The sequence below is a fragment of the Microbacterium sp. NPDC060132 genome, from assembly GCF_042729675.1.
In the GTDB taxonomy this organism is placed as follows: domain Bacteria; phylum Actinomycetota; class Actinomycetes; order Actinomycetales; family Microbacteriaceae; genus Microbacterium; species Microbacterium sufflavum.
On the sequence record NZ_JBHWXU010000002.1, the window covers coordinates 65,072 to 82,848 of the forward strand.

A 17,777-nucleotide genomic window follows, 5' to 3' on the forward strand; every position below is an offset into this window, starting at 1 on the left:
ACGATGCCCCTCTCCGCCCGTCCCGGCCTCGACGCCGTCCCCGCCTACCGTCAGGGCCGCTCGGCCCCCGCCGGTGCCTCGAAGCTCTCGTCCAACGAGTCCCCGCATCCGCCCCTGCCCTCCGTCGTGCAGGTCGTCCAGGAGCGCGTCGCCGGCATCCACCGCTACCCCGACATGAGTGCCGCGGCCGTGCGGCAGGCGCTCGCCGCGCGCTACGGCGTCGACGTCGACGAGGTCACGGTGGGAGCCGGATCGGTGGAGATCGCGGCCCAGCTGATCCACGCGGTCGCCGGCGCGGGTGACGAGGTCGTGTTCGCGTGGCGGTCATTCGAGGCGTACCCCTCGCTCGTGCGCATCGCGGGGGCCACGCCCGTGCCCGTTCCGCTCGACGCGCAGCACGGCCACGACCTCGACGCGATGCTCGCCGCGATCACCCCGCGCACCCGACTGGTGTTCGTGTGCAACCCGAACAACCCCACCGGCACGGTCGTCGACGCGGACGCGCTCGAGCGCTTCGTGGCCGCCGTGCCGCGCGACGTGCTCGTGGTGATCGACGAGGCGTACGTGCACTTCGATCGCACGGCGAGCCGCGGCGCCGGCATCGAGCTGTTCCGCCGCCACCCGCACGTCGCGGTGCTCCACACGTTCTCCAAGGCCTATGGTCTCGCCGGCCTGCGCATCGGCTATGCGATCGCCCCGCGCGAGATCGCCGAGGCGCAGCGCAAGGTGGCCGTGCCGTTCGGTGTGACCGACCTGGCGCAGGCCGCCGCCCTCGCGTCGCTCGCGGCGGAGGAGGAGCTGGCGGTCCGCATCGACGAGGTGGTCGCGCAGCGCGAGCGCCTGTACGCCGTGCTCACCGCCGCGGGCTGGCCCGCCGTCCCGTCACAGGCCAACTTCGTCTGGGTCCCGTCGGGGGAGCGCACCGCCGAGCTCGACGCCCTCCTGCACGCCGGGGGTGTCGTCGCGCGCGCCTTCCCCGGCGAGGGCATCCGGATCTCGTCCGGCTCCGCCGCCGACATCGACAGGGTCGAGGCCGCCCTCGCCGCCGCGGTCTCCGGCGGCGACGCCGCGCACGATTCCGACCGCGATTCCGACCTGATGGGGGTGTCCGCGTGAGCGTCGAGGTCCCGGTCACGACCACCACCACGAAGGGCCTGCATCCCGGGCTCACCCGGCGCCAGATCTCCATGATGGGGCTCGGCGGCGCGATCGGCGCCGGGCTGTTCGTCGGCTCCGGCCAGGCGATCGGGATCGCCGGTCCCGCGGTCCTCATCTCGTATCTGGTCGCCGGCGGCATCGTCGTGCTGGTCATGGCGATGCTGGCCGAGATGGTCGCGGCACGCCCCAGCTCCGGCGCGTTCAGCTCCTACGCCCAGAAGGCGATGGGGCGCAGCGCCGGCAGCGCGGTCGGCTGGCTCTACTGGATCCAGCTGATCGTGGTGATCGCGGCCGAGGCGACCGGGGCGGCGGGCATCGTGGCCGGCTGGATCCCCGGCGTGCCCGCGTGGGTGTGGGTGCTGGTGTTCGTGGTCGCCCTCACCGCGGTGAACCTGTTCGGGGTGCGCAACTACGGCACCTTCGAGTTCTGGTTCGCGGCGATCAAGGTCGCCGCGATCATCGCGTTCCTCGTGGTCGGCGTGTGCGCGATCGTCGGCCTCATCCCCGGTGTTCCGGCCACGGGTGTGTCGAACCTCGTGGACGAGGGCGGCTTCGCGCCCAACGGCATCACCGGCATCGCGGCGGCGCTCCTGATCGTGGTGTTCGCGTTCGGCGGCACCGAGGTCGTGGCGATCGCGGCGGCCGAGTCCGACGACCCGGCGCGCAACATCCGCCGCATCGTGCGCGAGGTGCTGGTGCGCATCCTCATCTTCTACGTCGGCTCGATCTTCGTGATCGTCGCGGTGCTGCCGTGGGACGACCCCGCGGTGGAGGCCGGTCCGTTCTCGGCGGTGCTCAACACGCTCCATGTGCCGGGTGTCGGTCTGGTGATGGACCTCATCGTCGTGGTCGCGCTGCTGTCGGCCATGAACGCCAACATCTACGGCGCCTCCCGCATGGCGTATTCGCTGGGGGAGCGCGGACTGGCGCCGCTGGCGGTCACCCGCACGAGTCTCACGGGCGTGCCGTACCTGGCGGTGCTGGCGTCGGTCGCGTTCGGGTTCGTCACGGTCGGGTTGAACTGGGCGTTCCCCGATGTGGTGCTCCCCGCCCTGTTGAACGTGGTGGGCTCGACGCTGCTGGTGATCTGGACGGCGACCGCGGTCTCGCAGATCGTGCTGCGGCGCCGGGCGGACCGCGCCGGCGAGGCGATGCCGATGCGGATGTGGGGCTTCCCGTGGATCTCGTGGCTGTGCTTGGCCCTGCTCGCCGGGGTGATCGCCCTCGCGATGATCGACCCCGCGGCACGCACGCAGCTGCTGCTGACCCTCGGGCTGACGGTCGTGCTGCTGGTGGTGGCGCGGCTCACCCGTGGTGTGTCCCGTCCCGGCGTGGTGCGGGAGTAGCGGCGTGCGCATCGACCGGCTGGACGCCGCGCTGATCCGGTTGCTCACCGAGTCGCCGCAGCTGCCCATCCTGGAGTGTGCGCGGCGGCTGGGCATCGCACGCGGCACCGCCACCAGCCGGCTCGCGCGACTGCACGAGGGCGGGGTGATCGAGGCGATCGTGCCGCGCGTCGACCCGGCCGGCTTCGGCTACGGCATGGTCGCGTTCTGCCTGGTCGAGATCGATCAGAAGGTGGGGCACGACGAGGTGGCCGCCGCGCTCGCGGACGCGGTGCCGGAGATCGTGGACATGCACACCGTGACGGGGGCGAGCGACATGCAGCTGCGCCTGGTCGCGCGCGATGCCACGCAGCTGCAGGAGGTGCTCGACCGGGTCGCCGTCGTGCCGGGGGTGGCGCGCACGGCGTCGTCCATCGCGATGCGTACGCACCTGTCGGGGCGCGTGCTGCCGCTGGTCGAGCACGTGGCCACCGACGACGCCGGCTGAGCACCGGCCTCGCCGTCGGGGCTCCCGTGCTCAGATCCAGCCGGGCAGCCAGTTGTGCAGCCGCCAGAAGTCGTACGGCACGCTGATCCCCAGCCACAGCGGCAGGAAGAACGCCGACACGAGCACGACCACGGTCAGGAACACCACCACGGTGCGCTGCCCGGACTGGCGCCGGTGCAGCGGATCGTCGCGTGTCCCGGCGATGATCCGCAGCGTCATCGTCAGCGCGAGCACCAGGAACGGCATCATGACCACCGTGTAGAACTGGAAGATCGTCCGCTCGGGGAACATCAGCCAGGGCAGGTAGGTCACGGCGAGCCCCACGAGCGGCAGCGTGAGCGCCGGTTCGATCGGCTGACGGGCGATCCATGCGCGCACCAGGCGGTACAGCAGGTACACGCTCGCGGCGACGCCGCCGTACCAGATCAGCGGGTTGGGGATCGCGGAGATCACGCCGATGCAGTGGTCGACCCCGCACGCGGTCGGCTCGGGGTCGACCCAGACGGCGGTCGGTCGCAGCAGGAACGGCCACTCCCACGCGGGGCTGGCGTAGGGGTGCCCGCGGCTGAGCCCCACGTGGAAGCCCAGCATCGCTTGGTGGTAGTTCCACAGCGCGAGCAGGGGGTTCGCGTCGCTGCCGCGGTCGTAGCCCTTGTCGGTCACGAGCCACCCGGTCCAGCTCGCGAGGTACACGGCCGCGGCCGGCAGCACCAGCAGCACGAACGACACGGGCCCCTGGCGGAACGCGGCGGACGCGGGCCACACGACCACACCGCCGCGGCGCCGGGCCAGCGCATCGGTGACCACCACGTACAGCCCGAAGCCGGCCAGCACGTACAGGCCCGACCACTTCACGGCGCACGCCGCCCCCAGCGCGAGACCCGCGGCGACGAGCCACGGGCGGCGCCACAGCACCGGACCCCACAGCGGGTCGGGGGCGTCGGGGTCGCGACGCTCCAGGAGGGGGATGGTGCGTTGCCGGTCGAGCAGCACGAACAGCACGCCGAGCAGCACGAAGAAGGTGAGGATGCCGTCGAGCAGCGCGATGCGGCTCAGCACGATGCTCAGTCCGTCGATCGCGAGAAGGGTGCCCGCCACGGTGGCCGCGACCACGGATCCGGTCAGCCGGCGGGCGATCAGGTACACCAGCAGCACGGAGCCCGCACCCAGCAGGGCCGTGGCCAGCCGCCAGCCGGCGCTGTTGTCGGGGCCGCCGATGGCCATGCCGAGCGCGATGAGCCACTTGCCCAGCGGCGGGTGCACGATGAACGCGCCCTTGTTCGTGAGCGGCAGCTCCTGCAGGGTCTGGAAGGCCTCGTCGGCGCCCTGCCCCCAGACGCCTTCGTAGCCGAGGGTCCACAGCGACCAGGCGTCCTTGACGTAGTACGTCTCGTCGAACGCCAGCTGGTGGGGGTGCCCGACGTTCACGAGCCGCAGCACCGCCGCGAGCGCCGTGACCACGAGCGGTGCGAGCCACCCGATGGCCCGTCCCCAGTCGGCGGCGTGCAGCACGCGGTCGCGCAGCCGCTCGTACCGCGTCGCCCGCGCCTCGGGGGGAGGCAGCAGGGGCTGGGGCGCGGTCACCGCTCCAGCCTAGACACCCCGCCCGCCTAAGCTGGGCGGGTGATCATCCTTGCCGCCACGCCCATCGGGAACCTCGGGGACGCGTCCCGGCGTCTGGTGGAGGTGCTGGAGAACGCGGAGGTCGTGGTTGCGGAGGACACCCGCACCACGCAGCGGCTTCTGCAGGCGCTGCAGATCGCCAACCGCCCGCGCCTGATCGCGCTGCACGACCACAACGAGAAGCAGAAGGCCGCGGAGCTGGCGGCCCTCGCCGCGGACACCGATGTCGTGGTGATGAGCGACGCGGGCATGCCGACCGTGAGCGACCCGGGCTACGGGCTCGTGGCCGAGGCCGTGGCGCAGGGGGTCACGGTCACCGCGATCCCCGGTCCGAGCGCCGTGCTCATGGCGCTGGCGATCTCGGGTCTGCCGACCGACCGCTTCACGTTCGAGGGGTTCTTGCCGCGCAAGCCGGGGGAGCGCCGGGCGACCCTGACCGCGCTCGCCGCGGAGCCGCGCACCATGGTGTTCTTCGAGTCGCCGTCGCGCCTGGCCGCGGCGCTCGCCGACATGGGGGCGGCGTTCGGCGAGGACCGCCGGATCGCGGTGTGCCGGGAGCTGACGAAGCTGTACGAGGAGGTGCGCCGCGGGACCGCCGCCGAGCTCGCCGCCTGGGCCGCCGACGGCGTGAAGGGCGAGATCGTGGTCGTGGTCGAGGGCGCGCCCCGCCGCGCGGTGTCGGCCGACGACGCGCTGGCCCAGGTGCAGGCCCTGGTCGCGGACGGCACGCGCCTGAAGGAGGCCGCGGCCGAGGTGGCGGCGCAGACCGGCCTCTCCACGCGCGACCTCTACCAGGCCGCCCTCGCCGCCCGTACCCGATGAGCTCGGGGGGCGCCCGGTGACGACACCGGCGGAGGCGCACGACGCCATCGCGGCCGCCTACGACCGCCGCGCCGCGGAGTACGTCGCGATCGCCGGCACGGTGGAGCAGCTGGACCCCCGCGACCGCGACACGATCGATCGCTGGCGCCGAGCCACCTCGGGTGCCCTGCTCGACGCCGGGTGCGGTCCCGGGCTGTGGACGCGGTTCCTCCACGACGCGGGGCACGACGTGTCGGGCATCGACCTGTCGGCGGAGTTCGTCGCGGAGGCCCGCACGCGGCACCCCGGCCTCGACGTCACCCAGGGCTCCTTCCTCGCGCTGCCGCAGCCCGCCGGGTCGCTGGGCGGCGTCCTCGCGTGGTACTCGCTCATCCACACGCCGCCGACCGAGGTGCCCGCCGCGCTCGCCGAGTTCGCGCGCGTGCTCGCGCCAGGGGGACGACTGCTGCTGGGCTTCTTCGACGGCGAGCCGCGCGCGCCGTTCGACCACGCGATCACGACCGCGTACTTCTGGTCGGCGGAGGCGCTCACGCCGCTGCTCGCCGCCGCGGGGCTCGAGGTCGAGGGGACCGAGACCCGCGCCCGCGTGCCCGGGGAGGCGAGCACGCGCCCGCACGGTGCGCTGATCGCCCGCCGGGTCTGATCTACGCTGTCCTGACACCCGATCCGACGACTCGACCCTGGGGGATCCGCCGTGAGCAAGGCCGCGACCGTGTACGACGTCGCCGCGCACGCGGGCGTCTCGATCGCCACCGTGTCGCGGGTGCTGCGGTCGCCCGATGCCGTACGACCGGCGACCCGCGAGCGGGTGCTCGATGCGGTCACGGCTCTCGGCTACGTCCCGAGCGGAAGCGCGCGCGGGCTGGCCGAGCGCCGGACGGGCGTGCTGGGCCTGTACTTCCCGGGGTTCGACGCGGCGGAGGACGCCCCCGCGCTCGACGTCCTGTCGAGTGCGGGAGCCGCGGCCCCGCCGTTCACGGTGGTGGAGGACGAGGGCGAGCCCGGCGCTCCTGCCACCTCGATGCTGTTCCTGGACGAGGTGCTGCGCGGGGCCGAGCTGGAGGCGTGGAAGCAGGGCTTCGTGCTGATGGTGGGCGTGGGGCGCGACGACCCCGACCGGTCGACCGTGCGGGACATGGCCGGTCGTGTCGACGGGCTCATGGTGCTCGCGAGCAGCGTGCCGGATGACGTGCTGGCGCGGCTCGCGCGCCGCATCCCGGTCGTGGTCCTGTCCGGTCCGCCGCGCGGCGACGACTACGACCACGTCACGGTCAGCAACGCCGAGGCGATGGGCGAGCTCACGCGGCACGTTCTCGCGCAGGTCGGGGAGGGTGCGGTCGCGTTCCTCGCGGGTCCCGCGGACTCGCCCGACGCGGAGCAGCGGCGCGAGGGCGTGGTGGCGGCCGTGGCGGCGTCGGGCCGGGCGACCGAGGAGCTGCGGCTGCTGCGCGGCGACTTCACGCGGGCGTCGGGGCGGCGCGCGGCCGAGGAGCTGCTGCGCGACGGCGCACCTCCGTCCGCGGTGATCGCGGCGAACGACCAGATGGCGCTGGGGGTCGTCGACGTGCTGCACCGCGCAGGCGTGCGTGTGCCCGACGACGTGCTCGTGACCGGGTTCGACGGCATCGACGCCGCCGCCCTCTCCGTCCCCCCGCTGACGACGATCCGGCAGCCGATGATCGAGCTGGGCCGCGCCGCGGTGCAGGTGCTGGCGCGCCGGCTGGAGGAGCCGGAGGCCCCGCCCGCGGTGGTGCGGCTGCCGTTGCAGATCCTCCTGCGAGAGAGCTCCGCGCGTCCCGCCTGACGCGCCTCGAACGGACGGGAGCGCGGTGTCAAGGGGTTGCCGATCACAAATGTATGCGCTTACACTCGCTCATGCGGCTTCGGCCGACGGACGCTCCGACCCGTGGGGCGCCCATCATGACAGAGACGACATGAGGTCCCCCAGTGGCAGAGACGCACACCTTCCGACGCTGGCGCAGAGCCGCCGTCGTGGGGCTCGCGGCCGCGGCGATCGCGCTCAGCGGCTGCAGCATCCAGATCAGCTCCCAGCCCGACCCCTCCATCGGCGAGGACACGATGCTGATCAACGCCGACCACGGCAACCCGTTCTTCACGAAGAACTTCAACCCGTACCTGACCAACACGCGCACCGCCTCGCGGTGGATCTACGAGCCGCTGATCCTGGTGAACCCGCTCGACGGCGAGCTCAACCCGTGGCTGGCCTCCGCGTGGTCGCAGCCCGACGCCCGCACGATCGTGATGACGCTGCGCGACGGGGTCGAGTGGAGCGACGGCGAGGACTTCACGGCCGACGACGTCGCCTTCACGTTCCAGCTGCTGAAGGATGAGCCGTCTCTCGACATCAAGGGCGCCTGGCAGCACATCGACTCGGTCGAGGTCGACGGCTCTGACGTGGTCTTCCACCTGCAGAGCGAGGACGCCCCGTCGCTGTCGATCCTCGGCCAGACCATGATCGTGCCCGAGCACATCTGGAAGGACGTGCAGGATCCGGGCACCTGGCGCAACGAGGATCCGGTCGGCACCGGTCCGTTCGTGCTCGGCAACTACAACGATCAGCAGTACTCGATGGACCGCAACCCCGACTACTGGCAGGCCGACCGGATCGAGATCGAGCACATCATCCTCCCGGCGACCAACAGCCAGCTCGACACCGTCACGCGCGGCTACGACTGGGCGTACGCGTTCATCTCCGACGTGGAGGGCACGTGGGGCGCGGCCAGCCCGGACAACACCTGGTGGTTCCCGCCGGGCGGCGTGATCTCGCTGGTGCCGAACCTCGAGGTCGCCCCGTTCGACGACGTCAACGTGCGCCGCGGCATCGCGCTCGCGCTCGACCGCGAGGAGATCGCCGAGACCGCGTCCGAGGGCTACATGAAGCCCGCCGGCCAGACCGGCCTGATCCTGCCGAACCAGGAGCAGTACCTCGACCCCGAGATCCCCGACGCGGGCATGATCGCCCAAGACGAGGACGCCGCGCTCGCCGCCTTCGCCGAGTCCGGCTACACGCTCGACGGCGATCGGCTGGTGGGGCCGGACGGTGAGCAGCTGGAGTTCTCGCTCACCACCGCGAACGGCTTCTCCGACTGGACCCGCGCCGCGCAGACCGTGCAGCGCCAGCTCGGAGACATCGGCATCAAGGTCTCGCTGAAGCTGCCGCAGCCCGCGGGCTACCAGAGCGCGATCGGCAACGGCGACTTCGAGATGGCGATCGGCGGCATGGGCAACGGCGACGTCTACCAGGCGTTCAACAGCCTGCTCTCCAGCGACTTCTACGTGCCGTCGGGCGAGTCGACCACGAACAACTTCGAGCGCTACCGCTCGCCGGAGGCCGATGCGCTGCTCGCGGAGTACCGCGCGACGGTCGACCCGCAGCGCCAGGGCGAGATCGTGCACGAGCTGCAGAACATCGTGTACGACGAGCTGCCCGTGATCGGCATGTACTACGGCGGCATCTGGGGTCTGTTCAACGACGCGAAGTTCACCGGGTGGCCGTCCGCCGACGACCCGTACATGATCCCGCAGAACTACGACTCGGCGCCCCTGATGATCTTCACCCACCTGAAGCGAGTGAACGGAGACGACCAGTGAAGTACGTCGCCCAGAAACTCGGCCTGTTCGTGCTGACCCTGTGGGCCGCGGTCACGCTGAACTTCTTCCTCCCGCGCATGATGCCCGGCTCGCCCGCCGACGCCGCAATAGCCAAGCTCTCGCAGAACGGACCCGTGTCGGATGCGACCAGGGCCGCGATCGAGGCGCAGCTCGGCGTGCCGACCGGCTCGCTATGGGACCAGTACGTCGCCTACCTCGGTCAGGTCGTACGGCTCGACTTCGGCGTCTCGTACACGTTCTACCCGCAGTCGGTGTCGAGCATGGTGTCCACGGCGCTGCCGTACACGCTGGGCCTGGTGGGCATCGTCACGATCCTCGCGTTCGTGATCGGCACCCTCATCGGCGTGATGGCCGCGTGGCGGCGCGGCACCTGGCTCGACTCGCTGCCCACGCTGACCGGCTCGTTCCTCAGCACCTTCCCGTACTTCTGGACCGCGCTGCTGCTGCTGTTCTTCCTCGGCTACGTGCTGCACTGGTTCCCGACGACCGGCGCCTACTCGGCGACCACGACGCCCGGGTTCACGTGGGACTTCATCGTCGACCTGGTGCGCCACGCGTTCCTGCCGGCGCTGACGATCCTGCTCACGTCGCTCGGCGGCTGGATCATCGGCATGCGCAACGCCATGATCAACACGCTCGGCGAGGACTACATCACCTTCGGTGAGGCCAACGGGCTGCGCGGGCGCACGATCGCGCTCCGCTACGCCGCGCGCAACGCGATCCTGCCGAACCTCACCGGCTTCGGGCTCACGCTCGGCGGCGTGGTGGGCGGGTCGATCCTCGTGGAGCAGGTGTTCGGCTATCCGGGCATCGGCTACCTGCTGTTCAACGCCGTGATCGGGCAGGACTACCCGCTCATGCAGGCGCTGTTCCTGATGATCACGGTGAGCGTGCTCATCGCCAACTTCCTCGTGGACATCCTCTACGGGGTGCTCGACCCGAGGACGCGCCGATGATGATCCCTCCTTTCCCCGTCCGCCTGCACTGCGTGCTCGACCCGAGGACCAGACGATGACCTCCACCATGAACGTCAAGATCCCGGCCGATCGGATCGCTGCCCCCAGCCCGTGGCGCTCCTTCGGGCGCATGGTCGGCACCCTGTGGGCCAACGGCAAGGCACGGCTCGGGCTGTGCATCCTCGCCTTCTTCGTCCTGGTCGCGGTGTTCGCGCCGCTCCTCGCGCCGTACGGCCCGAAGGAGAACGGCTTCGAGCGCAACGCCGACGCGTCGTGGGAGCACTGGCTCGGCACGACCGCCGCGGGCGAGGACGTGCTCAGCCAGCTGATCTACGGTGCGCAGGTGAGTCTGCTGGTCGGCTTCGCCGCCGGCATCCTCTCCACGATCGTCGCGGTGCTGATCGGCCTGAGCTGGGGGTACATGCGCGGCTTCGCCGGCGAGGTCGTCGGGTTCATCGTGAACCTGTTCCTCGTGATCCCCGGCCTGCCGCTCATGATCGTGATCGCCGCGTACCTGCAGAACGGCGGCATCCTCATGATCATCGCCGTGATCGTGGTCACCGGATGGGCGTGGGGCGCGCGCGTGCTGCGCAGCCAGACCCAGTCGCTGCGCGGCAACGACTTCGTCACCTCGGCCCAGTTCTCCGGCGACAGCAGGGCCCGCATCGTGTTCCGCGAGATCCTCCCGAACATGACCTCGATCATCGCGGGGACCCTGTTCGGCGCGGCCACCGCGGCGATCCTGGCGGAGGCGGGCCTGGAGTTCCTCGGCCTCGGCGACTCCAGCATCGTCAGCTGGGGCACCATGCTCTACTGGGCGCAGAACTCCAACTCGCTGCTCACCGGGCAGTGGCTGCTGCTGTTCGCCCCCGGTCTGTGCATCGCCCTGTTGGCCCTCAGCCTCACACTCATCAACTTCGGCGTGGACGGCATCTCCAATCCGCGCCTGCGGGAAGGGAAGGGGCGATGAGCGCCATGACCGCGCACACCTCGGATAGCAACGCCGGAATCCTCCTCGACGTGCAGAACCTGTCCGTCGAGTACGCCTCCCCGGGGCAGCAGCCCGTGCAGGCCGTGCACGACGTGTCGTTCACGCTGCGACGCGGCGAGTTCGTCGGACTCGTCGGCGAGTCCGGGTCGGGCAAGTCCACGCTCGGGTTCGCGCTGACCCGGCTGCAGAAGCCCCCGGCGCGCATCAGCGGCGGTCGCATCCTGTTCGACGGGCGCGACATCCGCGAGCTCGACGCCGAGGGACTGCGCCGCCAGCGGCAGGGCGGCTTCGCGATGGTGCTGCAGTCGGGCATGAACGCGCTCAACCCCGTGCGCACGGTCGCAGGTCACTTCCGCGACATCTTCGCCGCGCACGGACATGTGCCCCGCGAGGCCCGTGAGGCCAGGGCCCGCGAGCTCGTGGGCAAGGTCGGACTGAAGCCCGAGGTGCTCGACCGCTACCCCGGGGAGCTCTCGGGCGGCATGCGGCAGCGCGCCTCGATCGCCCTCGCGCTGTCGCTGGAGCCGCAGCTCATGGTGTTCGACGAGCCGACCACGGCCCTCGACGTGCTCGTGCAGCATGCGGTGATGGACACGATCCAGGAGCTGCAGCGGTCGGAGCGGTTCACGGCGATCCTCATCAGCCACGACCTCGGCATCGTGCTCGAGGCCACCGACCGGGTCATGGTGATGCACGAGGGCCGCATCGTGGAGGACGCCCCGAGCCACGACATCCTGCACCGTCCGCAGGACGAGTACACGCGCATGCTGCTGAGCCACTACGCCGACCCCCGGGCGGAGAAGATCGAGATCCCCGGGTTCCTCGATGTGGGCACCCGCCGCCGCGAGGGCCGCAGCCGCACCGACGTCACCGAGACCCTGCCGACCGTGTCTGCGCGCGACACCCGGCGCGCGGACGCCGCGATCGTGGTGGACGGCGTCACCAAGCGGTACCCGGCGCCGCGGCGCGGGCAGGAGCCGGTGGTCGCGGTCGACGACGTGTCCTTCCGGCTGGAGCCGGGGGAGGCCCTCGCGCTGGTCGGCGCCTCGGGGTCGGGCAAGTCGACGATCGCGAAGATGCTCACCGGCGTCGAGAAGCCCACCGCCGGCACGATCCGCTTCGGCGACACCGACGTCGCCGCACTGAAGCGCCGGGGCCTGCGCGACCTCCGCAAGGACGTGCAGATGGTGTTCCAGGACCCGTATGCGGCCCTGAACCCGCTGCACACGGTCGAGTATGCGCTGTCCCGCCCGATCCGCAACTACACGACGCTGCGCGGCACCGAGGCGCGGGCGCGCGTGCTCGAACTGCTGGAGACCGTCGGCCTCACGCCCGTCGAGCAGTTCGCGGCCAAGCTGCCGCACCAGCTCTCCGGCGGACAGCGGCAGCGTGTCGTGATCGCCCGTGCGCTCGCGAGCGACCCGCAGGTGCTGATCGCCGACGAGCCCGTGTCGATGCTCGACGTGTCGCTGCGTGCCGGCGTGCTCGCGCTGCTGGAGGACCTGCGTGAGCGCTGGGGCATCAGCATGCTCTACATCACGCACGACCTGCTGAGCGCGCGCCTGGTCACCGAGAACATCCTGGTGCTCAACGGCGGACGGGTCGTGGAGCGCGGCGAGACCTCGCACGTGCTCCAGCACCCCGAGGACCCGTACACGGTCGAGCTGCTCGACGCCGTGCCCAACCCCTCCCGCGCGCGCTGAACCGCGCCGGGAGATCTGCAAGAAAGAGAGAGGAGCGCATCCGTGCTCGCATTCCCCGACGGCTTCCTCTGGGGCGCCGCGACCGCCGCCCATCAGGTGGAGGGCAACAACACCACGAGCAACTGGTGGGCGATGGAGCACGCCCCCGACTCGCCCATGGTCGAGCCCTCCGGCGACGCCGCCGACCACTTCCACCGCTACCCGGAGGACATGCGGCTGCTGGCCGAGGCGGGGCTGAACTCCTACCGCTTCTCGGTCGAGTGGGCGCGGATCGAGCCGGAGCGCGGCTTCGTGTCACGGGCGATGCTCGACCACTACCGCCGCATGATCGACACCGCACGGGAGCACGGGCTCGACCCGACGGTCACCCTCATGCACTTCACGGTGCCGCAGTGGTTTCAGCGCGACGGCTTCTGGCGCGCGGGCGACGCGGTCGACCTGTTCTCGCGCTACGTGGAGACCGTGCTGCCCATCCTCGACGGCGTGCGCTACGTGTGTACGATCAACGAGCCCAACATCGCCGCGATGCTGGCCGGGGGAGAGGACGCGGCCAACCTCGTCGCCTACGGCCTGCCCAATCCCGACCTCGCCGTGGCGGACACGCTGCTGGCCGCGCACCGCCGGGCCTCCGAACTCGTGCACACCGTGCCGGGCGCGCAGGCGGGGTGGACCATCGCGACCCAGGCCTTCCACTCGACGGGCGAGCCGGGCGCCGACGAGATGCTGGCGGCCTACGGCGACCCGCGCGACCACTGGTACCTGGAGCAGTCGGCCGGTGACGACTTCGTGGGCGTGCAGGCGTACACGCGCACGTTCATCGGTCCGGAGGGACCGCGGCCGGTCGCCGACGACGTGGAGACGACGCTGACCGGGTGGGAGTTCTACCCGCCCGCGCTCGAGCTGGGGGTGCGCAGCGCGTGGCAGCGCAGTGGCGGGGTGCCGGTGATCGTGACCGAGAACGGCATCGCCACGGCCGACGACACCCGCCGCATCGCCTACACGCAGGGCGCACTGGAGGGCCTGCACCGCGCGATCGCGGACGGCATCGAGGTGCGCGGGTATCAGCACTGGAGCGCGCTGGACAACTACGAGTGGGCGAGCGGCTTCCGGCCGACCTTCGGGCTGATCGGGTTCGACCACGAGACGTTCGAGCGGTTCCCGAAGCCGTCGCTGGCGTGGCTGGGCGAGGTCGCGCGACGCAACGCGCTCTGAGCGCGCACCGGCGTAACCTGCGGCATGGGGGCACCTAGAATTGTCCCCATGCCCGCAGGCGAATCCTTCTACATCACCACGCCCATCTACTACCCGTCGGACGTGCCCCACATCGGCCACGGGTACACGACGGTGGCGGTCGACACGCTCGCGCGGTGGCACCGCCAGGCGGGGGATGACACCTGGATGCTCACGGGCACCGACGAGCACGGGCAGAAGATGCTGCGGGCGGCGGCGGCCAACGGCGTGACGCCGCAGGAGTGGGTGGACAAGCTGGTCAGCGAGAGCTGGTTCCCGCTGTTGACGACCCTCGATGTCGCCAACGACGACTTCATCCGCACGACGCAGGAGCGCCACGAGACCAACGTGCAGACGTTCTTCCAGCGCCTGTACGACCGCGGCTACATCTACGCGGGCGAGTACGAGGCGCTCTACTGCGTGGGCTGCGAGGAGTTCAAGCCGGAGTCCGAGATCGTCGACGGCACCGGTCCCTTCGAGGGGCTGAAGGTGTGTGCGATCCACTCCAAGCCGCTGGAGCTGCTGCAGGAGAAGAACTACTTCTTCAAGCTGAGCGAGTTCCAGGACCGGCTGCTCGAGCTGTACAAGACCGAGCCCGACTTCGTGCGGCCGGACTCGGCGCGCAACGAGGTCGTGTCGTTCGTGAGCCAGGGGCTGAAGGATCTGTCGATCTCGCGCTCCACGTTCGACTGGGGCATCCCGCTGCCGTGGGACGAGTCGCACGTGATCTACGTGTGGGTCGACGCGCTGCTCAACTACGCCACCGCCGTGGGCTACGGCTCCGACGAGGAGACGTTCGCGCGCCGCTGGCCCGCGTACCACGTGGTCGGCAAGGACATCCTGCGCTTCCACGCGGTGATCTGGCCCGCGCTGCTGATGGCGGCGGGGCTCGACGTTCCCAAGGGCGTGTTCGCGCACGGCTGGCTGCTGGTCGGCGGCGAGAAGATGTCGAAGTCGAAGCTGACCGGCATCGCGCCGACCGAGATCACCGACGTGTTCGGCTCCGACGCCTACCGCTTCTACTTCCTGTCGGCGATCGCGTTCGGCCAGGACGGCTCGTTCTCCTGGGAGGACCTGTCCGCCCGCTACCAGGCCGAGCTCGCGAACGGCTTCGGCAACCTCGCCTCCCGCACGACCGCGATGATCGAGAAGTACTTCGAGGGCATCGTCCCGCCGGCGGCCGAGTACACCGAGGCGGACCTCGCGATCCAGAAGATCGTCGCCGACGCCGCGACGAAGGCGGATGCCGCGATCGGCCAGTTCCGCATCGACGAGGCGATCTCCGCGATCTGGACCATCGTCGACGCGCTCAACGGCTACATCACCGAGAACGAGCCGTGGGCGCTGGCCCGCGACGACGAGAAGCGCGAGCGTCTGGGCACGGTGCTGTACACGTGTGCCGAGGGCCTGCGGGCCCTGGCGGTGCTGTTGTCGCCGGTGATGCCCCAGTCCACCGAGAAGCTGTGGATCGCACTGGGCGCCGCCGAGACGCTGGGTCGTCTGCAGGACCAGCCGATCCGTGAGGCGGGGGCGTGGGGCGTGCTGAAGCCGGACACGAGTGTCAACGGCCTGGCGCCGCTGTTCCCGCGCGTGGAGTCGACGGCCTGACCGACACCCCATGACCGAGACGTACGTGCAGCGCCGAGACGGCGACGGGCGCAAAGACCTGCGGTATCCCGCAGCCCCTGAGCCCCTCGCCGTCCCGGTGTACGACAACCACGCGCACCTGGAGATCATGGACGGCGACGAGCCGTTGAGCCTGACGGAGCAGCTCGACCGCGCCGAGGCCGTGGGCATCGCCGGGGTCGTGCAGGCATCGGGCGACATCGAGTCGTCGCGCTGGGCGGTCGAGGCGGCGGCTTCGGACCCCCGCGTGCTCGCCGCGGTGGCGATCCACCCGAACGACGCGCCGACCTATGCCGAGCAGGGCCGTCGCGGCGGTGCCGGTCTCGACGAGGCCCTCGCGGTGATCGACGAGCTGGCGGCGCATCCGCGCACCCGCGCGATCGGCGAGACCGGGCTCGACTTCTTCCGCACCGAGCCGGAGCGCCGCGGGCCGCAGTTCGAGTCGTTCGAGGCGCACATCGCGCTCGCGAAGAAGCACGGCATCGCGATGCAGATCCACGACCGCGACGCGCACGACGCGGTGCTGGAGACCCTGTCGCGTGTGGGCGCTCCCGATCGCACGGTGTTCCACTGCTTCTCCGGCGACGCCGCGATGGCCCGGGTGTGCGCCGACGCGGGCTACCACCTGTCGTTCGCGGGCAACGTCACGTTCAAGAACGCGCAGAACCTGCGCGACGCGCTGAAGGTCACGCCGCTCGACCGACTTCTGGTGGAGACCGACGCCCCGTTCCTCACGCCGACGCCGCTGCGGGGACGCCCGAACGCGCCCTACCTCGTGCCGATCACGGTCCGCTTCCTGGCCGCCGAGCTCGGCATCGGCGTCGACGAGCTGTCCGCGCAGCTCGCCGAGAACACCCTGCGGGTCTACGGCTCGTTCACCGACTGAGCGTCCACGTCGTCCGGGCCGGTCTGGGCGACCGGTCTCGCGCTCACGATCTGCGAGATCGGCCTCCACACCAGCAGCAGCGTGATCGCTGCGCCGCCGAACGCGAACCACCACGGTGCGGTGAGCCCCCACAGCTGGGCGATCACTCCGCCGAGCGCCTGGCCGACGATCATGCCCCCGAACACCCCGACCATGTTGACCGAGGCGACGCGTCCCTGCAGCTCGGCGGGCACGAGGCGCTGCCGGACAGTCGTGGAGATCGTGCCCCACACGAAGGCGTACGCGCCGAAGAAGAACATGATGATCAGCGCCACCCAGCCGGCGGTGGTGAGCGCGAACGCCAGGTGCATCAGCACCTCCAGCGAGAGCACGATGCGCATGAGGGTCGCGAACGACACGTGCCGTTCGAGCCACCCGAAGCTGAACGTCGCGAGGATGCCGCCGGCCGCGGACGCCGTGGTGAGGGCGCCGTACCCCACCGGGCCCATCTGCAGGTGCTCGGTCGCGTACAGCACGAGCACGCCCCACGGCGCCGCCCACGTGACGTTGAAGACGAGGATGATGATCACCAGCATGCGCACGGGCGGGTTGCGCCACAGCCAGCGCAGCCCCTCCGCGATGTCGGTGTGCACGGGCGGGTGCGCGGCGGCGTCCGCCCGGGGTGGCACGGGCGTGCGGGCCATGCGGGAGATCAGCACGACCGCGAGGCTGACGCACAGCACCTCGACCAGGAACGGCCAGGCGTGCCCCGCGGCGAACAGGAACGCCCCGAGGGGAGGACCGGCGAACTGGTTGGCCACGAGGTAGCCGGCCTGGAGCCGGGCGTTCCCGAGGCCGAGGTCGTCCGGCTTCACGATCATCGGCAGCAGCGTGCTGCTCGCGGTGTCGACGAACACCTCGGCCGAGCCGTACAGGAAGGCCACCGCGAGCACGATGCCGATGTTCGCGGTGCCCGTCACGAGGAACACGCACAGCGCCGCGAGCACGACCGCCCGCGCGGCGTTCGCGATCATCACCAGGCGCCGACGGTCGAAGCGGTCGGCGATGGCCCCCGCGTGCAGGCCGAACAGCAGCCAGGGCAGGAACTGGAGGACGGCGCCGGAGGCGACGAGGATCGGCGACGAGGTCATCGAGGCGATGAGCAGGGGAGCGGCGGCCAGCGCCACGCCGTCGCCGATGTTGCTCGTCCACGACGACGCGAGCAGCCAGCGGAAGTCCCTGCCCATGCGCCGCGGAGCGATCAGTTCACCGAGGGAGGGCATCCCCGCAGGATAGCGAGTGCCGGGGACGGTCGGGCTTTCGGCGAGAATGGACGC

The 17,777-nt window shown here is 71.1% G+C and carries 15 protein-coding genes; 13 read left to right on the forward strand and 2 right to left on the reverse strand.

The features are described 5' to 3' along the window. The first annotated feature begins 3 nt into the window (after window positions 1-3). Genes hisC through ACFWCH_RS16825 form a run of 3 tightly spaced genes read left to right on the forward strand, consistent with a single transcriptional unit; the run spans window position 4 to window position 2,991 of the window. A complete protein-coding gene (gene hisC, locus ACFWCH_RS16815) occupies window positions 4-1,116 on the forward strand; it encodes a histidinol-phosphate transaminase (protein WP_378803896.1) in 1,113 nt (370 codons plus the stop codon). Continuing rightward, window positions 1,113-2,504, forward strand: coding sequence for an amino acid permease (locus ACFWCH_RS16820; protein ID WP_378803897.1), 1,392 nt, complete (start codon window positions 1,113-1,115; stop codon window positions 2,502-2,504). Before hisC ends, ACFWCH_RS16820 begins: the two co-directional genes overlap by 4 nt. A gap of 4 nt (window positions 2,505-2,508) precedes the next feature. Next, window positions 2,509-2,991, forward strand: coding sequence for an Lrp/AsnC family transcriptional regulator (locus ACFWCH_RS16825; RefSeq protein WP_136028578.1), 483 nt, complete (start codon window positions 2,509-2,511; stop codon window positions 2,989-2,991). Window positions 2,992-3,021: 30 nt separating this feature from the next. Here ACFWCH_RS16825 and ACFWCH_RS16830 read toward each other — a convergent pair whose 3' ends face one another. Continuing rightward, complete coding sequence (locus ACFWCH_RS16830) at window positions 3,022-4,575, reverse strand: dolichyl-phosphate-mannose--protein mannosyltransferase (RefSeq protein ID WP_378803898.1); 1,554 nt, start codon at window positions 4,573-4,575, stop codon at window positions 3,022-3,024. Between the two features lie 39 nt (window positions 4,576-4,614). On the opposite strand from ACFWCH_RS16830, the gene rsmI reads away from it, so the two are divergent. The 10 genes from rsmI to ACFWCH_RS16880 all read left to right on the forward strand — a co-directional run bounded on the left by rsmI (window position 4,615) and on the right by ACFWCH_RS16880 (window position 16,461). Beyond that, window positions 4,615-5,436, forward strand: a complete 822-nt coding sequence (gene rsmI / locus ACFWCH_RS16835) for a 16S rRNA (cytidine(1402)-2'-O)-methyltransferase (RefSeq protein WP_378803899.1) — start codon at window positions 4,615-4,617, stop codon at window positions 5,434-5,436. Window positions 5,437-5,452: 16 nt separating this feature from the next. Beyond that, window positions 5,453-6,079 carry a class I SAM-dependent methyltransferase gene (locus tag ACFWCH_RS16840; RefSeq protein ID WP_136045274.1) on the forward strand — a complete coding sequence of 209 codons (627 nt, stop codon included), beginning with the start codon at window positions 5,453-5,455 and terminating at the stop codon, window positions 6,077-6,079. Between the two features lie 51 nt (window positions 6,080-6,130). Then, the gene (locus ACFWCH_RS16845; protein ID WP_247639076.1) at window positions 6,131-7,240 is read left to right on the forward strand and encodes a LacI family DNA-binding transcriptional regulator; all 1,110 of its coding nucleotides are present in this window, start codon (window positions 6,131-6,133) and stop codon (window positions 7,238-7,240) included. A 143-nt stretch (window positions 7,241-7,383) separates the two neighbouring features. Next, window positions 7,384-9,048: an ABC transporter substrate-binding protein gene (locus ACFWCH_RS16850; RefSeq protein WP_136036525.1), complete on the forward strand. Its 1,665-nt coding sequence runs from the start codon at window positions 7,384-7,386 to the stop codon at window positions 9,046-9,048. After that, window positions 9,045-10,025: an ABC transporter permease gene (locus ACFWCH_RS16855; protein WP_136028586.1), complete on the forward strand. Its 981-nt coding sequence runs from the start codon at window positions 9,045-9,047 to the stop codon at window positions 10,023-10,025. Before ACFWCH_RS16850 ends, ACFWCH_RS16855 begins: the two co-directional genes overlap by 4 nt. Window positions 10,026-10,080: 55 nt before the next feature. Then, window positions 10,081-10,995, forward strand: coding sequence for an ABC transporter permease (locus tag ACFWCH_RS16860; protein ID WP_136028587.1), 915 nt, complete (start codon window positions 10,081-10,083; stop codon window positions 10,993-10,995). Next, window positions 10,992-12,719 (forward strand): ABC transporter ATP-binding protein, encoded by a 1,728-nt coding sequence (locus ACFWCH_RS16865; RefSeq protein ID WP_240744477.1) that lies wholly within the window; start codon window positions 10,992-10,994, stop codon window positions 12,717-12,719. Before ACFWCH_RS16860 ends, ACFWCH_RS16865 begins: the two co-directional genes overlap by 4 nt. Before the next feature lie 42 nt (window positions 12,720-12,761). Continuing rightward, window positions 12,762-13,931 carry a glycoside hydrolase family 1 protein gene (locus ACFWCH_RS16870; protein WP_136036524.1) on the forward strand — a complete coding sequence of 390 codons (1,170 nt, stop codon included), beginning with the start codon at window positions 12,762-12,764 and terminating at the stop codon, window positions 13,929-13,931. Window positions 13,932-13,979: 48 nt separating this feature from the next. Next, window positions 13,980-15,557 (forward strand): methionine--tRNA ligase, encoded by a 1,578-nt coding sequence (metG, locus tag ACFWCH_RS16875; protein ID WP_378803900.1) that lies wholly within the window; start codon window positions 13,980-13,982, stop codon window positions 15,555-15,557. A gap of 10 nt (window positions 15,558-15,567) precedes the next feature. After that, window positions 15,568-16,461, forward strand: a complete 894-nt coding sequence (locus ACFWCH_RS16880; protein ID WP_378803901.1) for a TatD family hydrolase — start codon at window positions 15,568-15,570, stop codon at window positions 16,459-16,461. Here ACFWCH_RS16880 and ACFWCH_RS16885 read toward each other — a convergent pair. Then, complete coding sequence (locus tag ACFWCH_RS16885) at window positions 16,440-17,723, reverse strand: MFS transporter (RefSeq protein WP_378803902.1); 1,284 nt, start codon at window positions 17,721-17,723, stop codon at window positions 16,440-16,442. The two genes, ACFWCH_RS16880 and ACFWCH_RS16885, sit on opposite strands and share 22 nt — an antisense overlap. Window positions 17,724-17,777 lie beyond the last annotated feature (54 nt).